We start from the raw sequence: 17282 nt of genomic DNA, 5'->3' as shown, positions 1-17282 counted from the left end.
GACCCAGTCGATAACGGAGACCGGCCGCCGGCACTGCGCAGGCAGGCGTCAAGCGGGTTGACGATTGTCTGCGAAATAAGAGGCCGGCGCGCTCCCTCGCCAAGGTATCGGAACAAGTTTAGCAGTGCCGGGCCCTGTTTCACGAAACAGGGCCCGGCTGGAAGTGCGGCGGTGGTGCTCAGGCGTTGCCGTCGAAGAGGCTGGTGACGGAGCCGTCGTCGAACACTTCACGGATGGCGCGCGCGATCAGCGGCGCGATCGAGAGCACTGTCAGCTGCGGGAAGTGCTTGCTGGCGGCGATCGGCAGGGTGTTGGTGACGACGACCTCGCGGGCGCCGGATTCGGCGAGGCGCTGCGGGGCGGGGTCGGAGAACACGGCGTGGGTCGCTGCGATGATAACGTCCTTGGCGCCCGCGTTCATGAGCACCTGGACGGCACCGGAGATGGTTCCGCCGGTGTCGATCATGTCGTCGATCAGCACGCAGGTGCGGCCCTCGACCTGGCCAACGACGGTCTTGGAGACCGCCTGGTTGGGCACGGTCAGGTCGCGGCTCTTGTGCACGAAGGCCAGCGGGGCGCCGCCAAGGCGTTCCGCCCACTGTTCCGCGACGCGGACCCGTCCGGTGTCCGGTGAGACGACGGTGATCTTGTCCGAGCCGACCCGGGTGCGGATGTATTCGGCCAGCAGCGGGATGGCCATCAGGTGGTCCACGGGCCCGTCGAAGAAACCCTGGATCTGCGAGGTGTGCAGGTCCACGCTCATGATGCGGTCGGCTCCGGCCGTCTTGTACAGGTCTGCCACCAGCCGGGCGGAGATCGGCTCGCGGCCGCGTCCCTTTTTGTCCTGGCGGGCGTACGGATAGAAGGGCGAAACCACGGTGATGCGCTTGGCGGAGGCCCGCTTCAGCGAATCGATCATGATCAGCTGTTCCATGAGCCAGTTGTTCAGCGGTGCCGGGTGGGCCTGGATCACGAAGGCGTCGGTGCCGCGGACGCTCTCGCCGGCGCGGACGTAGATCTCGCCGTTGGCGAAGTCATAGGCGTCCAGCGGCAGCAGTTCGGTCCCCAGTTCCTTGGCGATTTCACGCGCCAGCTCCGGGTGCGCGCGCCCCGCGGCCAGCACCAGCTTCTTCTCGCCGTGTGCCGTTATTTCGCTCATGTTTACTAGCCCTCTTCTGTTGATGCCGGAGTCGTGGAGGATGTGGGGGTGCCGCCGGCGGCCTCGGCCAGCACCGCGGAGATGGAGCCCGGCCGGTGGGTCGGGACCCAGCCTTCGGCGTTGCGCTGCTTGGCGATGGACAACGCCAGCGCGCCCGCGGGCACGTCGTTGCGGATGACGGCCCCGGCGCCGCTGTAGGCACCGTCGCCCACCCGCACCGGCGCAACGAAAACGGTGTTGGAGCCGGTGCGGACGCCGGAACCGATGACCGTCCGGTGCTTCTTTTCGCCGTCGTAGTTGGCAGTGATATTGCCGCAGCCGATGTTGGTGTCCTCGCCGATTTCGGCGTCGCCGGCGTAGCCGAGGTGGGAGAGCTTGGAGCCGCGGCCAATCGTGACGTTCTTGGTCTCGTAGAAGGCGCCGATCTTGCCGGTCTCGCCCAGGACGGTGCCCGGGCGCAGGTACGTGAACGGGCCGACCGAGGCGCGGGCGCCGATGCGCGAACCGGAGCCGTGGGTGCGGATGACCGTGGCGCCCTCCCCCACCTCGACGTCGGTGAGCGTGGTGTCCGGGCCGACGACGGCGTCACGCGCCACGGTGGTGGTGCCGTGCAGCTGGGTGTTGGGCAGCAGCCGGACATCCTCGTCCAGGCTGACGGTGGCGTCGATCCAGGTGGTGGCGGGGTCGACGACGGTGACGCCGGCGCGCATCCAGGCTTCCACGGTCCGGCGGTTGTGCTCGGCACCGAGCGCCGAGAGCTGGACACGGTCGTTGGCGCCTTCGACCTGCCAGCGGTCCTCGGTGACGACGGCGGCGACCCGTCCGCCGGCGGCACGGGCCAGGGCCAGCACGTCGGTGAGGTACTTTTCGCCCTGCGCGTTGTCGGTGGTGACGTGGGCCAGGCAGTCGCGCAGCACGGCCGCGTCGAAGGCGTAAATGCCGGAGTTGATTTCACGGACCAGGCGCTCGGCGTCGCTGGCGTCCTTGTGTTCGCGGATTCCGGTCACGGTACCGTCCTCCGCCCGGAGGATGCGGCCGTAGCCGGTGGCGTCGTCGAGCACGGCGGTCAGGACGGTGACGGCGTTGCCGTCGGCCTCGTGCGCGGCGACCAGTTCGGAAAGCAGTTCGCCGGTGAGCAGCGGAACATCGCCGTAGGTGACGACGACGGTTCCGTTCAGCGGCCCGTCGGGGTGGCGGGCATCCAGGGCGTCCAGGGCGGCTTCGACGGCGCGACCGGTGCCGGGAACGTCATCCTGGTCGACAATCAGCGCCTGCGGATCAAGTGCGGCGATGTGCGCGGCGACCTGGTCCCGTTCGTGCCGGACCACCAGGGCCAGCTCTTGCGGCCGGAGGGCGCGGGCGGCGTGAAGTGCGTGGCCCACCAGGGAGCGGCCGCCGATTTCGTGGAGGATCTTGGGGGTACGGGACTTCATCCGGGTACCGGCGCCTGCAGCTAGGACAATGACGGCAGCGGGGCCGGTGTTCTCGGGGCTCACGTACGGGCTCTCCTTGCTCAGTGGCCTGGCTGGGGGTCACTGTTCGGTCGATCTCGGCGCACCCTTGCACGACAGCCAGGTGGTGTACCTCGTTGCCGGCTCCGCGCGGCCGTGCCGGACCACGTTCCGGCCTCGGCATCCCCTTTATCCTACTGGACGGCCGGCGGCCGCCGCCCGGCTGGCCGGTTAGTCCGGCCGCCGGCTGCCTGAGGCAGTTCCGCCCATAGGACTCGAACCTATACTCCACGGCTCCAAAGGCCGGGGTGCTGCCATTACACCAGAGCGGACCGTGCCCAGGCGTCGAGCCTGAGCACAAGAGACAATTCTGCCACGAAGGATGTTAATCGTGCGACTTGATGCCGGAGCGGAGCCGGCGCAGCCACCCCGGACATGCCCTTCCCTGGCTGTGAGCAATGGACATACTGCCAGCATGCCCATTCCTGGACGTGAGCGAAGGGCATCCCCGCGTATGGATGCCGCTGCCAGAGAACATGCCCATTCCTGGAGTCAAGCAGCGGGTATGTCCATCAGCCGGGGCAGCCGGGAGCAGGTTACTCGCCGAGAACCTCGAGGGCCTCGAGCCATTCGAGTTCGAGGGCTTCGCGTTCGGCGGCGAGCTGCTGGAGCTTCGCGTTGAGGCCGGCCAGCTCGTCGAACTTGGAAGCGTCGCCGGCGCCAGCGGTCATCTGGGCATGGATCTTGTCTTCCTGCTGCTGGAGCTTGCCGAGCTGACGGTCGATCCGGTTCTTGGCCTTGCGGGCGTCACGCTTCTGGGCCTCGGAGGAGCCGGAGGCGGCGGGTGCAGAGCTTCCGCTGGGTCCGGTGACCGGGTTTCCGCCGCCGGTGATGGTTGAACCGGCCAGTGCCGCTTCGCGCAGTTCCAGGTACTGGTCCACGCCGCGCGGGAGGGCACGGACCTTGCCGTCGCCCAGCAAGGCCATCTGGTGGTCCGTGACGCGCTCCAGCAGGTACCGGTCGTGGCTGACCACCACGAGGGTGCCGGGCCAGCCGTCGAGCACGTCTTCGACCGCGGCAAGGGTATCCGTGTCCAGGTCGTTGGTCGGTTCGTCGAGCATCAGCACGTTGGGCTCGCCCACGAGCAGGCGCAGCAGCTGCAGCCGGCGGCGCTCGCCACCGGACAGATCCTTGACCGGGGTCCACTGCTTCTCGTTCGTAAACCCAAGTTGCTCCACGAGCTGGCCCGCCGTGAACTCCTTGCCGCCCACGTTGAAGGACCGCTTTTCGCGCTCGATCACTTCGATCACGCGCAGGTCCGAGACGTCGTCGAGCTCCTTGACCTCCTGGGTGAGCACCGCGGTGACCACGGTTTTGCCGCGCTTGAGCTTGCCGGCGCTGGGCTCAATCTCGCCGTTGAGCAGCTTCAACAGCGTGGTCTTCCCGGCCCCGTTGACCCCGACCAGGCCGAGCCGCTCGCCCGGGGCGAGCCGGAGCGTGATGTTGTCGAACAGCTTCTGGCCGGGCTCGCCGCCGCGGAAATCGAGCGAAACGTTTTCCAGGTCCAGCACGTCCTTGCCAAGACGCGCCGTAGCCATCTTGCTCAGCGCCGTCGAGTCGCGCGGCTCCGGGACGTCGGCGATCAGCGCGTTGGCAGCCTCGATCCGGAACTTCGGCTTGGCCGTCCGGGCCGGGGCGCCGCGGCGCAGCCAGGCCAGTTCCTTCTTCACGAGCTGCTGGCGCTTGCCTTCGGTCACCGACGCCGCACGGTCACGCTCGGCGCGGGCCAGGACATAGGCCGCGTAGCCGCCGTCGAACGGGTCCATGATGCCGTCATGGATTTCCCAGGTCTTGTTGCACACTTCGTCGAGGAACCAGCGGTCGTGGGTGACCACCAGGAAGGCGCCCTGGTTGGGCCGCCAGCGGGTCTTCAGGTGCCGGGACAGCCACGCGACGCCCTCGACGTCGAGGTGGTTGGTCGGCTCGTCGAGCATGATCACGTCGTGGTCCTCGATCAGCAGCTTGGCCAGCGCGACGCGCCGCTTCTGGCCGCCGGAGAGCGCATGCACGTTGGCCTGCCAGTCGACGTCGGACACCAGTCCGCCCATGACTTCACGGATCTTCGGATTGCGGGCCCATTCGTAATCGGCCTGGTCCCCGACGATGGCGGCGCCGACGGTGAGGTCGCCGTCCAGGACGTCGCTCTGGTCCAGGTAGCCGATGTTGACTTCGCTGCGCTTCGTCACCCGGCCCGAGTCCGGCGTGGAGCGCATGGCCAGCAGGCGCATCAGCGTGGATTTGCCGTCGCCGTTGCGGCCCACCATGCCGATCCGGTCGCCCTCTTCAAGGCCGAGGGTGATGCCGTCCAGGACGGTGCGCGTCGCGTATGAAACGGTGAGGTTTTCGCCGCCGAGAAGGTGTGCCACGGGGAACTGCTTTCCTAGGTGAAGGGTGGAGCGGCGGCGCCTGACGCCGCAGTTAATCCTGACGTATATACAGTCAACGCTACTAAAGGAGCGTATCGGAGATGATGCGGGCTCCGTGCACCGGGCCGTGCACCGCCATGGCATCGAGGCCGTGGCGGCACAGCTCCCCGGCGAGGCTTTCGGCGGCGGCCGAGCCATGGGCCAGCAGCGCCACGGTCGGCCCGGATCCGGAGACAATGCCGGCTATCGCCCCCAGGGATTCGCCCAGGCCCAGGACGTCGCGCAGCCCGGGAGCCAACTCGATCGAGGCCCGCTGCAGGTCGTTGACGAGGACCCGGCTGAGGGCATCAGAGTCGCCGCTGAGCAGGGCGGCGAGGACCCGCGGATCCACCGAGTCGGGCGGTTCGATCCGGGCGCCCTCGGCGGCGCGAAGCCGGTCAAGGGTGCGGTAGACCTCCGGCGTGGACAGGCCGAAGTCGGCGGTGACGAGGACCCAGTCCGTCTGGGCCTTGACCAGCGCGGGCGACAGGTCATCTCCCACCCCCAGCCCCACGGCGGTTCCGCCGAGCAGCGAGAACGGCACGTCCGCGCCGAGCTCGGCGGCGAGGTGCGCGAGTTCCTCCCGGGAGAGCCCGCTGTTCCACAGCGCATCGCAGGCCAGCAGGGTGGCCGCGGCATCGGCCGAGCCGCCGCCCATGCCCCCGGCAACCGGGATGCGCTTGGTGATTTCAAGGTGCACGCCGGTGGAGTGTTCCGAGACGTCGGTCATGATGGCCGCCGCCCGGTAGGCGAGGTTGCGCTCATCGACCGGAATATCGACGTCGTCCAGGTCCAGGGTGCTGGCCGGGCTGATGCCGACGGTGATCCGGCCGGTGTCCGTGCTGGTGGCCGCGACCTCGTCGTACAGCGACACGGCCAGATAGACACTGGCCACCGGGTGGTACCCGTCCGGGCGCACCGGCCCCACATCGAGTGAGACGTTCACTTTCCCGGGGGCCTTGACCCGGACTGTCCGCGCGGAAAAGCGCCCTCTCACTGCGTTCATGGCTCCACGCTATGGCATGGCGCGCCATGGCTCCAACCAGGAGCGGTGCGGCCGGCCGCGGTCAGGCGGCGCGGCCCGCGTGGGCTTCGGCGATGCGGGCAAAGGCGGTGACGTCGAGCACTTCGCCGCGGGCGGCGGGGTCGACGCCGGCGGCGCGGAGGCAGCGTTCCGCCTCCGCGGCGCTCCCCGCCCAGCCGGCCAGGGCGGCCCGGAGCGTCTTGCGCCGCTGGGCAAAGGCGGCATCGATGACGGCGAACACTTCTTTCCGGCTGGCGGTGGTGGCGGGGGGTTCCCTGCGGGTAAAGGCGACCAGGCCCGAACTGATTTTAGGTGCCGGCCAGAAGACGTTCATGCCGATCACGCCGGCCTTCCGCATGCCGCTGTACCAGGCCGCCTTGACCGACGGAACGCCGTAAGTCTTCGAACCTGGCGGCGCCGCGAGCCTGTCGGCAACCTCGTCCTGGACCATCACCAGTCCGTGCCGGAGGCCCGGGAAGTGTTCCAGGAGGTGCAGGACCACGGGAACCGCCACGTTATAGGGCAGGTTGGCCACCAGGGCGGTGGGCTGGACCGGCAGTTGGGTGACCTTCATCGCGTCGGCGAGGACGAGATGGAAATCCTTCGCCGCCTCGGGCCGCCACCGGTCGACGGTGGCCGGCAGCTTCGCGGCCAGGACCGGGTCGATTTCGACGGCGACCACGGCCTTGGCGGCGTCCAGCAGGCCCAGGGTCAACGAGCCCAGTCCGGGCCCCACCTCCAGGACGGTCTCGTCGCTGTCAATGTCCGCGGCCGCGACGATCCGCCGGATGGTATTGCCGTCGATGACGAAGTTCTGGCCCAGGGTCTTGGTGGGGCGGACCCCGATTTCCTCGGCCAGCCGGCGGATGTCGGAGGCACCCAGGAGCGGCATTGGACTGCCGGCGGACAGCTTTCCGGCGGGCCCGGCGGCGGAGGAGGTCGGTTCAGTCACCTTGGTATCCTATCCCGCGGCAGCGGCCCGGGACTCCGCTTGGCGGGACTCCGCTTGGCGGGACCCCACCGACGCGACCCTGCCTAGCGGGACGCTGCCCAGCCGCAGCCCCAGGGCTGCAGTCCGCGCTGCGCGTAGACCCGGTTGGCGATGTCGATTTGCTGGGCCTTGCTGGCGCCGGCGGCGGTGGGCGCGTAGGCCCCGCCACCGGAGCCGACCCAGGTGCGCACGTCGAACTGCAGGCCGCCGTAGTAGCCGTTTCCGCTGTTGATGGACCAGTTGCCGCCGGACTCGCACTGGGCGATCTTGTCCCACATGGCCTCGTTCATCATGGCCGGTGCCGCGGCGCCGGTGTTGCCGCCGGCCGGTGCCGCCTCGGCCTTGGGCTTCTCTTTGGTGCCGATGGTGACCTTCTGCGTCACGGGCTGGACGGTGACGCTCTGGGACACCAGGGTCCGGGATGCTTCGCGGCCGTCGACGAGGACCAGTTTGAAGCTCTTGCTGATGCTGCCGGCGGCCCCGGCCTGGGTCACCGTCTTCTCACCCTTGAGCATGCCCGCATCTTCGGAGGTGAGGGTTTCGAACGGGACGGGTTCGGTTGCTTCGGCCGTCTTGCTGGTGTCGACGCGGGACACCTTGACGATCATGTCGTTGACGACGTGGGCGTTGTCGGGCTGGGAGGTGCGGTCTCCGGCACCGAGTTTAATGCCGGCGTCGGCGAGCAGCTGTCCGACGGTGGCGGTCGTCGTCGTTGTCTCGGTGGCCTTGCCGTCGGCGACGAGGGTCACCTTCTTGGGCGTCGAGATGCTGACGAAAGAACCGGAAACGGCGAGCTGCGCGTCCTTCGGGGCGGAGACTTCCGAGGCGCCTGCAACGCCGAGCTCGGTCACCAGCCGCTCCACGGTCGGGGCCGTGGTGCTGATCGTCCGCTCCGCGCCGTCCACGCTGACCTTGACGGTCTTCGCGAGGTTCACGTTGATGACGGACCCGTCCTGCACCGTCGAATCGGCCGCCGGCGAGACCTTGTCCGCCGACTTCAGCTCCACATTGGCACCGCGGACCACCTGGCCGACCGTGCCGCCGAAGGTCTGAACGGAGCTGACATTCCCGTCAACGTTGAGCGTGACCGTCTTGTTGTTGCCCACGAAGGCGACGAGCCCCAAAACCAGCGCCATGAGCACGACGAGCTGCGCACCAACCTTGACGACGCTCACTTTGCCGTCCGATGTGAAGAACTTGACCACGATTGCCCATATCTTTTGGACCGTCCGGGCACGGGGAATAGCGCACACGTTCCGCCGCACCAAGACCCCGGAGGGCAGCTCCGGAACGGGTCCGAAGCACGTGCGGAAAACGCGGGCGCCGCCACACTTCCAAACGAGAGCGCACACATGGTTTCTTGACCGTGTGCGCGCCCGGCGGGAGTGAAACTATCCGAAGGCCTTCCCCGACCCCGGCTAATAGTTGACCACTGTAACCGTAGCGTTATAAACGAACCAAGATTTTGTGCATACCCGGTATGTACCGCGGGCAGCCGATCGGGTCCAACCTAGGCCCAGGAGCCGTACGCTTCCAAGGTATTTTCGGCCAGTTCGGCGCAGAGCGCGCCAAGCTCCCGGCCTGTCAATTCGGCCATGGCCCGGACCGTATACGGGACCAGGTAACTGGCGTTGGGCCGCCCCCGGTGCGGGTGCGGGGTGAGGAAGGGTGCGTCCGTCTCGACGAGGACCCGTCCGGGCTCCGCGACGGCCAGCGCCGCGCGCAGGTTGGCCGCGTTCTTGAAGGTCACGGTCCCGGCAAAGGACATGAACCAGCCCTCGCTGTTGCAGGTACGGGCGAGCTCCTCGTCGCCGGAAAAGCAGTGGAACACCACACGTTCCGGGGCACCCTCTTCGCGCAGCACCCGGACCACGTCCTGGTGCGCGTCGCGGTCGTGGATCTGCAGCGTCAGGCCCAGCCGCTTGGCGATGTCGATGTGGCGGCGGAATGAGTAGCGCTGCGGAGCCAGCCCCTCCCCCTCGGTGCGGAAATAATCCAGTCCGGTTTCGCCGATCGCCCTGACCCGTGGATGGGCGGCCAGCGCTTCGATCTCTGCCAGCGCCTCCTCCAACTGCCCTCTGGCCGCATAGAGCGGGGCATCGTTGGGGTGCAGCGCCACTGCGCCGAGCAGCCGGGCGTCCTGCTCCACTGCCTGCACGGTGAACCGGGAGGACTCAAGGTCGCAGCCGACCTGCACCGCACCCTGCACTCCCACCGCCTCGGCGGCGTCCAGCGCGTCTTTGATGCTGACCGCCGGCCGGGCGTCCCCGAAGTCCAGATGGGTGTGGTTGTCCATCACCGGCACCGGCAGCGGTTCGGGGGCCGGCGGGTAACCTTTCCGCCCGGCCGTATCACCGCCGGCGCCGCCGCTGCCGGGTGTGCGGAACGGGGCTGGGGTCAACGGATTGCACATCCTGCCAGCCTATCGGCGCATGGCGTCGAGAATTACCCGGAACTCTCTATATGCTTCGCAAGTTGTGTTAGTACGCTGATACCAAGACAGGCGTGAACCTGGTGCGGGTACCGGCATTGGCTGCGGCTCCGCCGGGCCGCAACAGGGCTGAAAGGCTGCCGATGGACTACCACCGACACACCTCCGTGGACGAAGTGCTGCCGGAGCCGCAGGGCCTTGCCCGGGGAGCGGACCCGCTGGACCCTGCCGCTTTCCAGGCCGCCAGCGAGCGCATCCTGGGCGCCATCAACACCGTGATTGACGGCAAGGCGGAGGCAGCCAAGCTGGCCTTGACGGTGCTCCTCGCCCAGGGCCACCTGCTCCTCGAGGACGTCCCGGGCGTCGGCAAGACCCTGCTGGCCAAGACCCTCGCCCGCACGATCGACTGCACGGTAAGCCGGATCCAGTTCACTCCGGACCTGCTCCCTTCCGACGTCACCGGGGTCTCCATCTACAACCAGTCGACCCGGATGTTCGAATTCCGGCCCGGCGCCGTGTTCGCCAATATCGTGATCGGCGACGAGATCAACCGGGCTTCGGCAAAGACGCAGTCCGCGCTGCTGGAGTGCATGGAGGAGCACCAGGTCACCGTGGACGGAGAGTCCTACCAGCTGGAGGAGCCGTTCATGGTGGTGGCGACGCAGAACCCGATCGAGATGGAGGGCACCTACCCGCTCCCGGAAGCGCAGCGCGACCGTTTCATGGCGCGCATTTCGATGGGCTATCCGGACCGGGACGCGGAGCTGGAGATGCTCGAGACCCATCAGGCCGCGTCCCCGCTGGCCCGGGTGACGGCGGTGGTGACGGCGGGAGACGTGGCGTCCATGATCTCCACCGTCCAGCACGTCTATGTGTCCCAGTCGATCAAGGAGTACACCGTGGCCCTGGGCCGGGCCACGAGGGAGAGTGCCATGCTGCGGCTGGGCGCCAGCCCGCGGTCCATGCTGCAGCTGTTGCGCGCGGCGAAGGCCACCGCTGCCCTGGAGGGCCGGGACTTCGTGCTGCCGGACGACATTGCCGCCGTGGCGGAGTCGGTGCTGGCGCACCGGATCATCCTGGACCGCAAGGCGGCCAGCACCGGCGAGACGCCGCAGAGCGTGATCCGGTCCATCCTGGCCAGGGTGCCGGCGGGGGCGGACCCCTCTCCGGCGCTGGCCCGCGCCGGCCGCCGGAGCGGGACCGCCGGGACCGCCCCGCAACCCAGCGCGAACTAGCGGACGGGGCAGGCATGGCGCTGCTGGACCGGCTCCCGAGACACATCTTCAGTACGCGCGGCTGGGGCCTCCTGGGCGCCGGTGTGCTGTCGCTGCTGGGCGCCCAGGTGCTGGGCCGCCGGGACCTGCTGGTGCTGGCGCTGCTGCTGCTGGTCCTGCCGCTGCTGTCCCTCGCGGGCACGCGGATGCTTAAGCCCCGGTTCCAGGTCTACCGGGAGTTCAGCCCGTCGCCGGTTGAAACGTCCGCTGCCACCACAGTCCGGCTCGCAGTGGCCCGCGTAGGCGCCGGCACCGGCCACGCGCTGATGGCGGAGCAGCTCCCGCACCGCTTCGGCCAGTCGCCGGTGTTCCGCTTCCCGGCCAGAACGGCCGTCGCGCAAACCAGCCGCTACGAGTACCAGCTCCGCAGCGCCAAGCGCGGCCAGTTCCTGATCGGACCGGTGACGGCCGAATTCAGCGATCCGTTCGGTCTCTCCGTCCACCGTCACGCGATCGGCAGCGGGGACGTGCTCACCGTTACCCCGGCCGCCGTCGAGCTTCCCGTGACCGGGCTGGCGGGCGCGCGCGGCCACGACGGCGTCACCCCGACCCGGATCCGCGCCAACCCCAGCGACGACGACGTCATGACGCGCGAGTACCGGCACGGCGACCCGATGCGCCGCGTGCACTGGGCTGCCACCGCCCGGCACGGGGCGTTGATGGTGCGCCAGGAGGAGTCAGTGACCACTCCGGAAGCCACCATCATCCTGGACCAGCGCTACCATGCCTACGCCGCCGCCGCCGGTTACGTTTCCGGCGACCTGGCCGACGGGCCCGAGCCGCTCAGCAGCGACGCTTTTGAATGGGCCGTCACCGCGGTGATGTCGATCAGCGCCCACCTCGGCGAGCGCAACTATGCCCTGCGCTGCCTGGATCCGGCAGGTGAGCCCGCTTTTCTGAATTCTCCCTCGGCCCCGGAGCCGGAGGCCGACGAATACGTCGGCGCTGGAGGGCTGCAGTCCATTGCGGAGAGCCTGGCCGCGATCCAGCTGACCGGCCCGCACCGGCCGACGGCCGACCCCGGACCGCAGCCCTTCGACGACCGGCTGCTGGACAAACTCTCCGCACACCGGCTGCGCGGTCCCCTCCTCGCCCTCCTGGGGCGGCTTTCGCTGGCCGAGGCGCGGGCCCTGGCCCCGGCTGCAGCTTTCGGCGCGAACGCCTTCGCCATCCTGGTCGTCGACCGGGGCGCCGACGCCGGCGCCGCGCTGGAGGCCCTGCGCCGGGGAGGATGGCGTGCAGTCGCCGTCACGGCAGCCACCCCGCTGACCGCCGCGTGGACCGCCTTCGACCAGGCCGGCGCCCCGGCCGTCTCGGCCGTCTCCGATGTGCGGCGCGGGGCGGGGGGCCGGCGATGACCCTGGCTCCGCAGCGGGGCACGTCCCCGCAGACCGGTCCCGGCGCCGGGACCAGGGGTTCCCCCGCGCCGGAGCGCCCCGGCCGCCGCCTGGCCGGCGTCGAACCGTGGGCCATGGGGTTCGCGATCGCCGCCGGTGTGGCGGGGGCAGCGCTGGGCCTCAATGGTGTGCTCCGCGGCTGGGCCTGGTATCCCGCGGTGTTGACCACAGTGTTGGCAGTGGCCATGACGATGGCGGGGCTGCGGGCCCTGCGGCTGCGGGGGGTCCTGGTCGGGGCCGGCGGTTTCGCGGCGCTGGCCGTGGTCCTGACCTCTACCTTCTTCCGGCAGCACAGTGTGGCCGGCTTCATTCCGTCCGCCGACACCGTTGCCCAGGTGCGGCGCTACCTGGACCGGGCGGGCGAAACGGTGATTGGGGAGACCACGCCGGTGGCGCCGAACGCCGGGATCGTGCTGCTGGTCTGCGGGACGCTCGGGCTGCTGGTGATCCTGATCGATGCCCTGTGCGTGCCGCTCGGGCTTCCGGCGACCAGCGGGCTGGGGCTGCTGGCCATCCTGGTGGTGCCTGCGATGGTCAAGCCCCAAAGCGTGGGCTGGCTCGGCTTCACCGCCGCCGCAGCCGGTTTCCTGATGATCCTTGCCTGCAGCCACTGGTTTCATCCGGGCGCAGGGACCGGCGCGGACACGGCCGGCAGCCCGGGCCAGGTAAAGCGCGCCACGCTGACCGGGGCCCTGGCCCTGACCCTGACCCTCATGCTGCAACTGGTGATCCCAGGCTTCGATCAAGGCCTCTTCCCGCAGGGCTCGCGGCTGAACCCCTGGGGCACCGCCAACGGGCTGAACCCCATGATCAGCCTCGGCAACAGCCTGCGCAGCCCCGCCGGAACGGGCCAGATCAGCTACGCCACCAATGCCGCCGCGGCACCGTACCTCCGCTCGGTCACGGTGGACAGTTTTGACGGCGACTCGTGGTCCCCGGACGACCGCGATGCCAGCCGGCGGCCGGGCACCGGTGAGCTGGACCCGGGACTGAACGGCAGCCCCGGGGAGCTGGTCAGGGTGGTGACCGCCGTCGACGCGGGCGAGTTCACCAGCCCGTACCTGCCCGCCCCGTATGCTCCCGAGTCAGTCGCCGGGCTGACCGGACGCTGGACCTGGGATCCGGCGACCCTGAGCATCAAGGGCCTGGACGTCACGACCCGCAACCAGCAGTATGTGGTCACCTCGGTGGCTCCGAAATTGACCCCCGCGGTCCTCGCCGGGTCCTCAGGCCAGGTGCGGAACCTGTCCGACACGTTCACCCGGGTCCCGGCGAACGTTCCCCGGATCGTGCAGCAGACCGCCGATAGGGTCACGGCCGGCAGCACCACCGGCTACGCGAAGGCCATGGCGATCCAGAAGTACCTTCGTTCCACCGAGTTCAGCTACTCGCTTCAGTCACCGGTCCAGGGCGGTTACGACGGGAACGGGCTCTCGGTGCTGGCTGACTTCCTGGCCCAGAAAAGCGGCTACTGTATCCACTTTGCCTCGGCCATGGCCGTGATGGCCCGGCTCGAAGGGGTTCCGAGCCGGATCGCGGTCGGTTACGCCCCCGGCCGTGCCACCGGCGCCACCGTCTCGATCCCGGGGCAGGGCGCGCTGCCCGAGTACGAGGTCGACGCCCGTGACGCGCATGCCTGGCCGGAATTGTATTTCCAGGGCCTCGGCTGGGTGGCCTTCGAACCCACGCCGTCCCGCGGCGTGGTACCCGCATACGCGACCGAGGCCGCGGCGCCCAGCGGCGCCAGCACGAACCAGAACAACGACGACCTGATCCCCAGCGACGCCGCCAAGCCTCCGGCGGGAGCCGCGCCCGCGCCGCTTCCGCTGCCTGACGCCGGCGGCACCGCCGGCACCAACACCCCCGATACCCGGTGGCTGTATGGCGCCGCGAGCGTGCTGCTGATCCTGCTGCTGCTGGCCGCACCAGCCCTGGCCCGCGGCGGCCTCCGCCGGCGCCGGCTGCGGGCCGCCGGTGGCGCCGGCGACGCAGCAGCCGACCCGCGGGCGGCGCCGGCCTGGGACGAACTGCGCGACCTTGCCGCCGACTATGGCGTGCCGCCGCGGCGCAGCGAAACGCCGCGCCGCTTCGCCGGACGGTTGCGTGCCTCCGCCGCGCTCGGAGAACCCGGCGGCCTGGACCGGCCGGCGCACGACGCCGTGGCCGCGCTGACCGGAGACTTCGAGCGGCAGCAGTACGGCCGCCCCGACGCCGCCGCACCGGGCGTGGGCCCGGCGGGCGGTTCGGCCGCGGAGCGGATTGCCGTCATCCGGGACACCCTGCGGGCGAACGCGTCGCGGTGGACCCGGCTGCGCGCCGCGTGGCTGCCGCCCTCGCTCCTCACCCGCTGGGGCAACAGGAAGCCCAGGCCGCGCCGGCCGGCCCCGAGGCAGGAGAAGAGGCAGGAGAAATTGTCCCGGCACGGTGCCGCCGACGCCTTCTCCAGGCTCCGCCGGGCCGTCCGCGCCCGCCATCGTTAGCCGGCGTAACCGCCGGGCCGTCCGCGCCCGCCGTCGTCAGCCGGCGTAGGGGTCCGCGATGCCGATGTACTGGGTGTAGAGGTACTCCTCGATGCCTTCCAGCCCGCCTTCGCGGCCCAGACCCGACTGCTTGACGCCGCCGAACGGCGCCGCCGCATTGGACACCACGCCGGCATTCAGTCCCAGCATCCCCGTTTCGAGGCGCTCGCCCATCCGGAGACCGCGGTTCAGGTCCTTCGTGAAAACATAGGCCACCAGCCCGTATTCGGTGCTGTTGGCGAGCCGCACCGCCTCGTCCTCGGTGCCGAAGGTGATAATCGGGGCGACCGGCCCAAAAATCTCTTCGGAGAGGATCCGGGCGCCCTCGCGAACGCCGGTGAGGATCGTCGGCTGATAGAAATAGCCCGGGCCCTCGACGGCGTTGCCGCCGAGTACGGTCGCCGCGCCAGCGGAGACGGCGTCCGAGACCAGTTCGTGGACCTTGTCCCGGCTCTTCGCGTCGATCAGCGGACCCAGTTTCGACTGCGGTTCCGTCCCCCGGGCCGGGGTCATCTCTTTCATCTTCGCGGCAAACTTCTCCGCGAATTCCCCGGCCACGGACTCGTGCACGATGAACCGGTTCGCCGCGGTGCACGCCTCCCCCATGTTGCGCAGCTTCGCGAGCATTGCCCCGGTGACGGCGGCGTCGATATCGGCGTCTTCGAACACCACGAACGGCGCGTTGCCGCCCAGTTCCATCGAGGTCCGCAGGACATTGGTCGAAGCATCGGCGAGCAGCCGGCGGCCCACCTCGGTGGACCCGGTGAAGGAGAGCTTCCGGAGCCGGGAATCCTTGATCAAGGGCCCCGTGGTGGCGCCGGCGGTGGAGGTCGGGATCACGTTCAGCACGCCCGCCGGCAGCCCGGCCTCGAGCATCACGGCAGCGAACAGCTGCGAGGTCAGGGGGGTCAGGTTCGCGGACTTCAGCACCATCGTGCAGCCTGCTGCCACTGCGGGGGCGATCTTCCGGGTGGCCATCGCCAGCGGGAAATTCCACGGGGTGATCAGCAGGCACGGACCCACCGGCTTCTTCGTCACCAACAGCCGGGACTTTCCGTCCGGTGCCGTCGAGTACCGGCCGAACGCACGGACGGCTTCCTCCGAGAACCAGCGCAGGAACTCGGCCCCGTAGGTAACCTCGCCGCGGGCCTCAGCCAGCGGCTTGCCCATTTCAAGGGTCATCAGCAGCGCGAAGTCCTCGGCCCGTTCCGTGACCAGGTCGAAAGCGCGGCGCAGGATCTCGCCACGCTCCCGGGGCGGAACCTTGGCCCAGGAATCCTGCGCGGCCACGGCAGCATCCAGGGCCGCGGCGCCGTCCTCGGGGCCGGCGTCGGCAACGCTCAGGAGCACCTTGCCGGTGGCCGGGTCCTCGACGTCGAAGGTCTTGCCGGACACGGCCGGACGCCACTGTCCGTCGATCAGCAGACCGGTCGGCACACGGGCCAGCAGCGCGGCCTCACGCTCCGCGGTAACGGTGGGCTGGGCAGTTACAGTCACAACGACTCCCTTATCAGCAGTGGTGGGAACCCTTTGAAGCGGCACGCGGCGGTGCGCGCCGCGGGGCCGGGGTTAGTGCCACGGTACTGCCGGCCGCTGCGGGGTGTCTACGCATCGGCGCACTGCCCTGCGCCGGTTTCGCTGTGCAGCTGCACAACCGCCGGGCTCAGCGTGCGGCGAGCACGGCGGAGTACAGCTCGCGTTTGCTGATCCGGGCATCATCGGCCACCGCCGCGACCGCTTCCTTTAACCGCACACCCTGGGCGATCAGCGCGTTGACGGCCGCCACCTGGTCCTCCGGACGGCCCGGCTCCCGCTCGGGCGCGCCGCCCACGACGACGGCGATCTCGCCCCGGACCTCGTGGGTTTCGGCCCATTCGAGGAGTTCGCGCAGCGGCCCCCGGATGACTTCCTCGTAGGTCTTGGTCAGCTCCCGGCAGATGGCCGCGCTCCGGTCTGCGCCGAAGCGCTCGTGCAGGGCCCGGAGCATCGGCTCGAGCCGGTGCGGGGCCTCGAAAAACACCATGGTGCGGCGCTCGGCGTCGAGGTCCGCGAGCCGGGAGGCACGTTCCCCGGCCTTCCGCGGCAGGAACCCTTCGAAACAAAACCGGTCGGTTGGCAGCCCGGAGAGGGCGAGCGCGGTCAGCACGGCCGAGGGGCCCGGGGCGGCGGTGACCGTGAGCCCGGCGGCAACCGCGCCTTCGACCAGGCGGAATCCCGGGTCCGACACTGAGGGCATGCCGGCGTCGGTCACCATCACCAGTGTCTTCCCGGCCCGCACCTGCTCCAGGAGCTCGCCGGTCTTCGCCGCCTCGTTGTGCTCGTGGTAGCTGATGACCCGGCCGGCCACGGCGATGCCAAGGCTCTGGACCAGCCGGTGCAGGCGCCGGGTGTCCTCGGCCGCGACGATGTCCGCCGTTGACAGCAGTTCAACGAGGCGGGCGGTTGCATCGCCGACGTTCCCGATCGGGGTAGCTGCCAGCACAATCCGGCCGGGCCCGGCGGCCGGACCTGAATCGGCAGGGGCAGGGGCGGTGCTTTGCTCGGGATCCACCCCACCAGCCTACTGCCGGC

At 69.7% G+C, this 17282-nt stretch carries 12 protein-coding genes and 1 tRNA gene; 3 read left to right on the top strand and 10 right to left on the bottom strand.

What is annotated here, in order from left to right; translation table 11 throughout:
• Window positions 1–178: 178 nt before the first annotated feature.
• The 8 genes from AC3ANP_RS10570 to AC3ANP_RS10535 all read right to left on the bottom strand — a co-directional run bounded on the left by AC3ANP_RS10570 (window position 179) and on the right by AC3ANP_RS10535 (window position 9503).
• The gene (locus AC3ANP_RS10570; protein ID WP_488330139.1) at window positions 179–1159 is read right to left on the bottom strand and encodes a ribose-phosphate diphosphokinase; all 981 of its coding nucleotides are present in this window, start codon (window positions 1157–1159) and stop codon (window positions 179–181) included.
• Window positions 1160–1164: 5 nt separating this feature from the next.
• Window positions 1165–2655 carry a bifunctional UDP-N-acetylglucosamine diphosphorylase/glucosamine-1-phosphate N-acetyltransferase GlmU gene (gene glmU / locus AC3ANP_RS10565; RefSeq protein WP_488330138.1) on the bottom strand — a complete coding sequence of 497 codons (1491 nt, stop codon included), beginning with the start codon at window positions 2653–2655 and terminating at the stop codon, window positions 1165–1167.
• Window positions 2656–2870: 215 nt separating this feature from the next.
• A tRNA-Gln gene (locus tag AC3ANP_RS10560) sits at window positions 2871–2942 on the bottom strand.
• A gap of 264 nt (window positions 2943–3206) precedes the next feature.
• On the bottom strand, window positions 3207–5036 hold the full coding sequence (locus AC3ANP_RS10555; protein ID WP_488330137.1) for an ABC-F family ATP-binding cassette domain-containing protein: 1830 nt from the start codon (window positions 5034–5036) through the stop codon (window positions 3207–3209).
• An 82-nt stretch (window positions 5037–5118) separates the two neighbouring features.
• Window positions 5119–6081: a 4-(cytidine 5'-diphospho)-2-C-methyl-D-erythritol kinase gene (locus tag AC3ANP_RS10550; protein ID WP_488330136.1), complete on the bottom strand. Its 963-nt coding sequence runs from the start codon at window positions 6079–6081 to the stop codon at window positions 5119–5121.
• A 61-nt stretch (window positions 6082–6142) separates the two neighbouring features.
• Window positions 6143–7051, bottom strand: coding sequence for a 16S rRNA (adenine(1518)-N(6)/adenine(1519)-N(6))-dimethyltransferase RsmA (rsmA, locus tag AC3ANP_RS10545; protein ID WP_488330135.1), 909 nt, complete (start codon window positions 7049–7051; stop codon window positions 6143–6145).
• Between the two features lie 83 nt (window positions 7052–7134).
• Entirely contained in the window at window positions 7135–8295 is a 1161-nt protein-coding gene (locus tag AC3ANP_RS10540) for a resuscitation-promoting factor (protein WP_488330134.1), read from the bottom strand.
• Window positions 8296–8600: 305 nt separating this feature from the next.
• Window positions 8601–9503: a TatD family hydrolase gene (locus AC3ANP_RS10535; protein ID WP_488330133.1), complete on the bottom strand. Its 903-nt coding sequence runs from the start codon at window positions 9501–9503 to the stop codon at window positions 8601–8603.
• Window positions 9504–9664: 161 nt separating this feature from the next.
• Here AC3ANP_RS10535 and AC3ANP_RS10530 point away from each other — a divergent pair, with 161 nt between their 5' ends.
• From AC3ANP_RS10530 to AC3ANP_RS10520, 3 genes are read left to right on the top strand one after another with little or no spacing between them, the layout of a single operon-like run.
• A complete protein-coding gene (locus tag AC3ANP_RS10530; RefSeq protein WP_488330132.1) occupies window positions 9665–10756 on the top strand; it encodes an AAA family ATPase in 1092 nt (363 codons plus the stop codon).
• A 14-nt stretch (window positions 10757–10770) separates the two neighbouring features.
• On the top strand, window positions 10771–12153 hold the full coding sequence (locus AC3ANP_RS10525) for a DUF58 domain-containing protein (protein ID WP_488330131.1): 1383 nt from the start codon (window positions 10771–10773) through the stop codon (window positions 12151–12153).
• Window positions 12150–14672 (top strand): transglutaminase TgpA family protein, encoded by a 2523-nt coding sequence (locus tag AC3ANP_RS10520; RefSeq protein WP_488330130.1) that lies wholly within the window; start codon window positions 12150–12152, stop codon window positions 14670–14672. Before AC3ANP_RS10525 ends, AC3ANP_RS10520 begins: the two co-directional genes overlap by 4 nt.
• Before the next feature lie 36 nt (window positions 14673–14708).
• On the opposite strand, the gene AC3ANP_RS10515 is transcribed toward AC3ANP_RS10520, so the two are convergent.
• Together AC3ANP_RS10515 and rsmI are read right to left on the bottom strand one after the other, a co-directional pair.
• The gene (locus tag AC3ANP_RS10515) at window positions 14709–16208 is read right to left on the bottom strand and encodes an NAD-dependent succinate-semialdehyde dehydrogenase (RefSeq protein ID WP_488330129.1); all 1500 of its coding nucleotides are present in this window, start codon (window positions 16206–16208) and stop codon (window positions 14709–14711) included.
• Window positions 16209–16374: 166 nt separating this feature from the next.
• Window positions 16375–17262 carry a 16S rRNA (cytidine(1402)-2'-O)-methyltransferase gene (gene rsmI, locus AC3ANP_RS10510; RefSeq protein WP_488330128.1) on the bottom strand — a complete coding sequence of 296 codons (888 nt, stop codon included), beginning with the start codon at window positions 17260–17262 and terminating at the stop codon, window positions 16375–16377.
• Between the last annotated feature and the right edge of the window lie 20 nt (window positions 17263–17282).

It is taken from the genome of Arthrobacter sp. JB02-1C (genome assembly GCF_057748045.1).
This window is presented reverse-complemented; position numbering and strand designations above follow the sequence as displayed.

Coding starts and splice junctions, on each gene's coding strand:
- AC3ANP_RS10530 (WP_488330132.1), top strand. CDS start 9,665: ATGGACTACCACCGACACACCTCCGTGGACGAAGTGCTGCCGGAGCCG.
- AC3ANP_RS10535 (WP_488330133.1), bottom strand. CDS start 9,503: ATGTGCAATCCGTTGACCCCAGCCCCGTTCCGCACACCCGGCAGCGGC.
- AC3ANP_RS10550 (WP_488330136.1), bottom strand. CDS start 6,081: ATGAACGCAGTGAGAGGGCGCTTTTCCGCGCGGACAGTCCGGGTCAAG.
- AC3ANP_RS10570 (WP_488330139.1), bottom strand. CDS start 1,159: ATGAGCGAAATAACGGCACACGGCGAGAAGAAGCTGGTGCTGGCCGCG.
- AC3ANP_RS10520 (WP_488330130.1), top strand. CDS start 12,150: ATGACCCTGGCTCCGCAGCGGGGCACGTCCCCGCAGACCGGTCCCGGC.
- AC3ANP_RS10525 (WP_488330131.1), top strand. CDS start 10,771: ATGGCGCTGCTGGACCGGCTCCCGAGACACATCTTCAGTACGCGCGGC.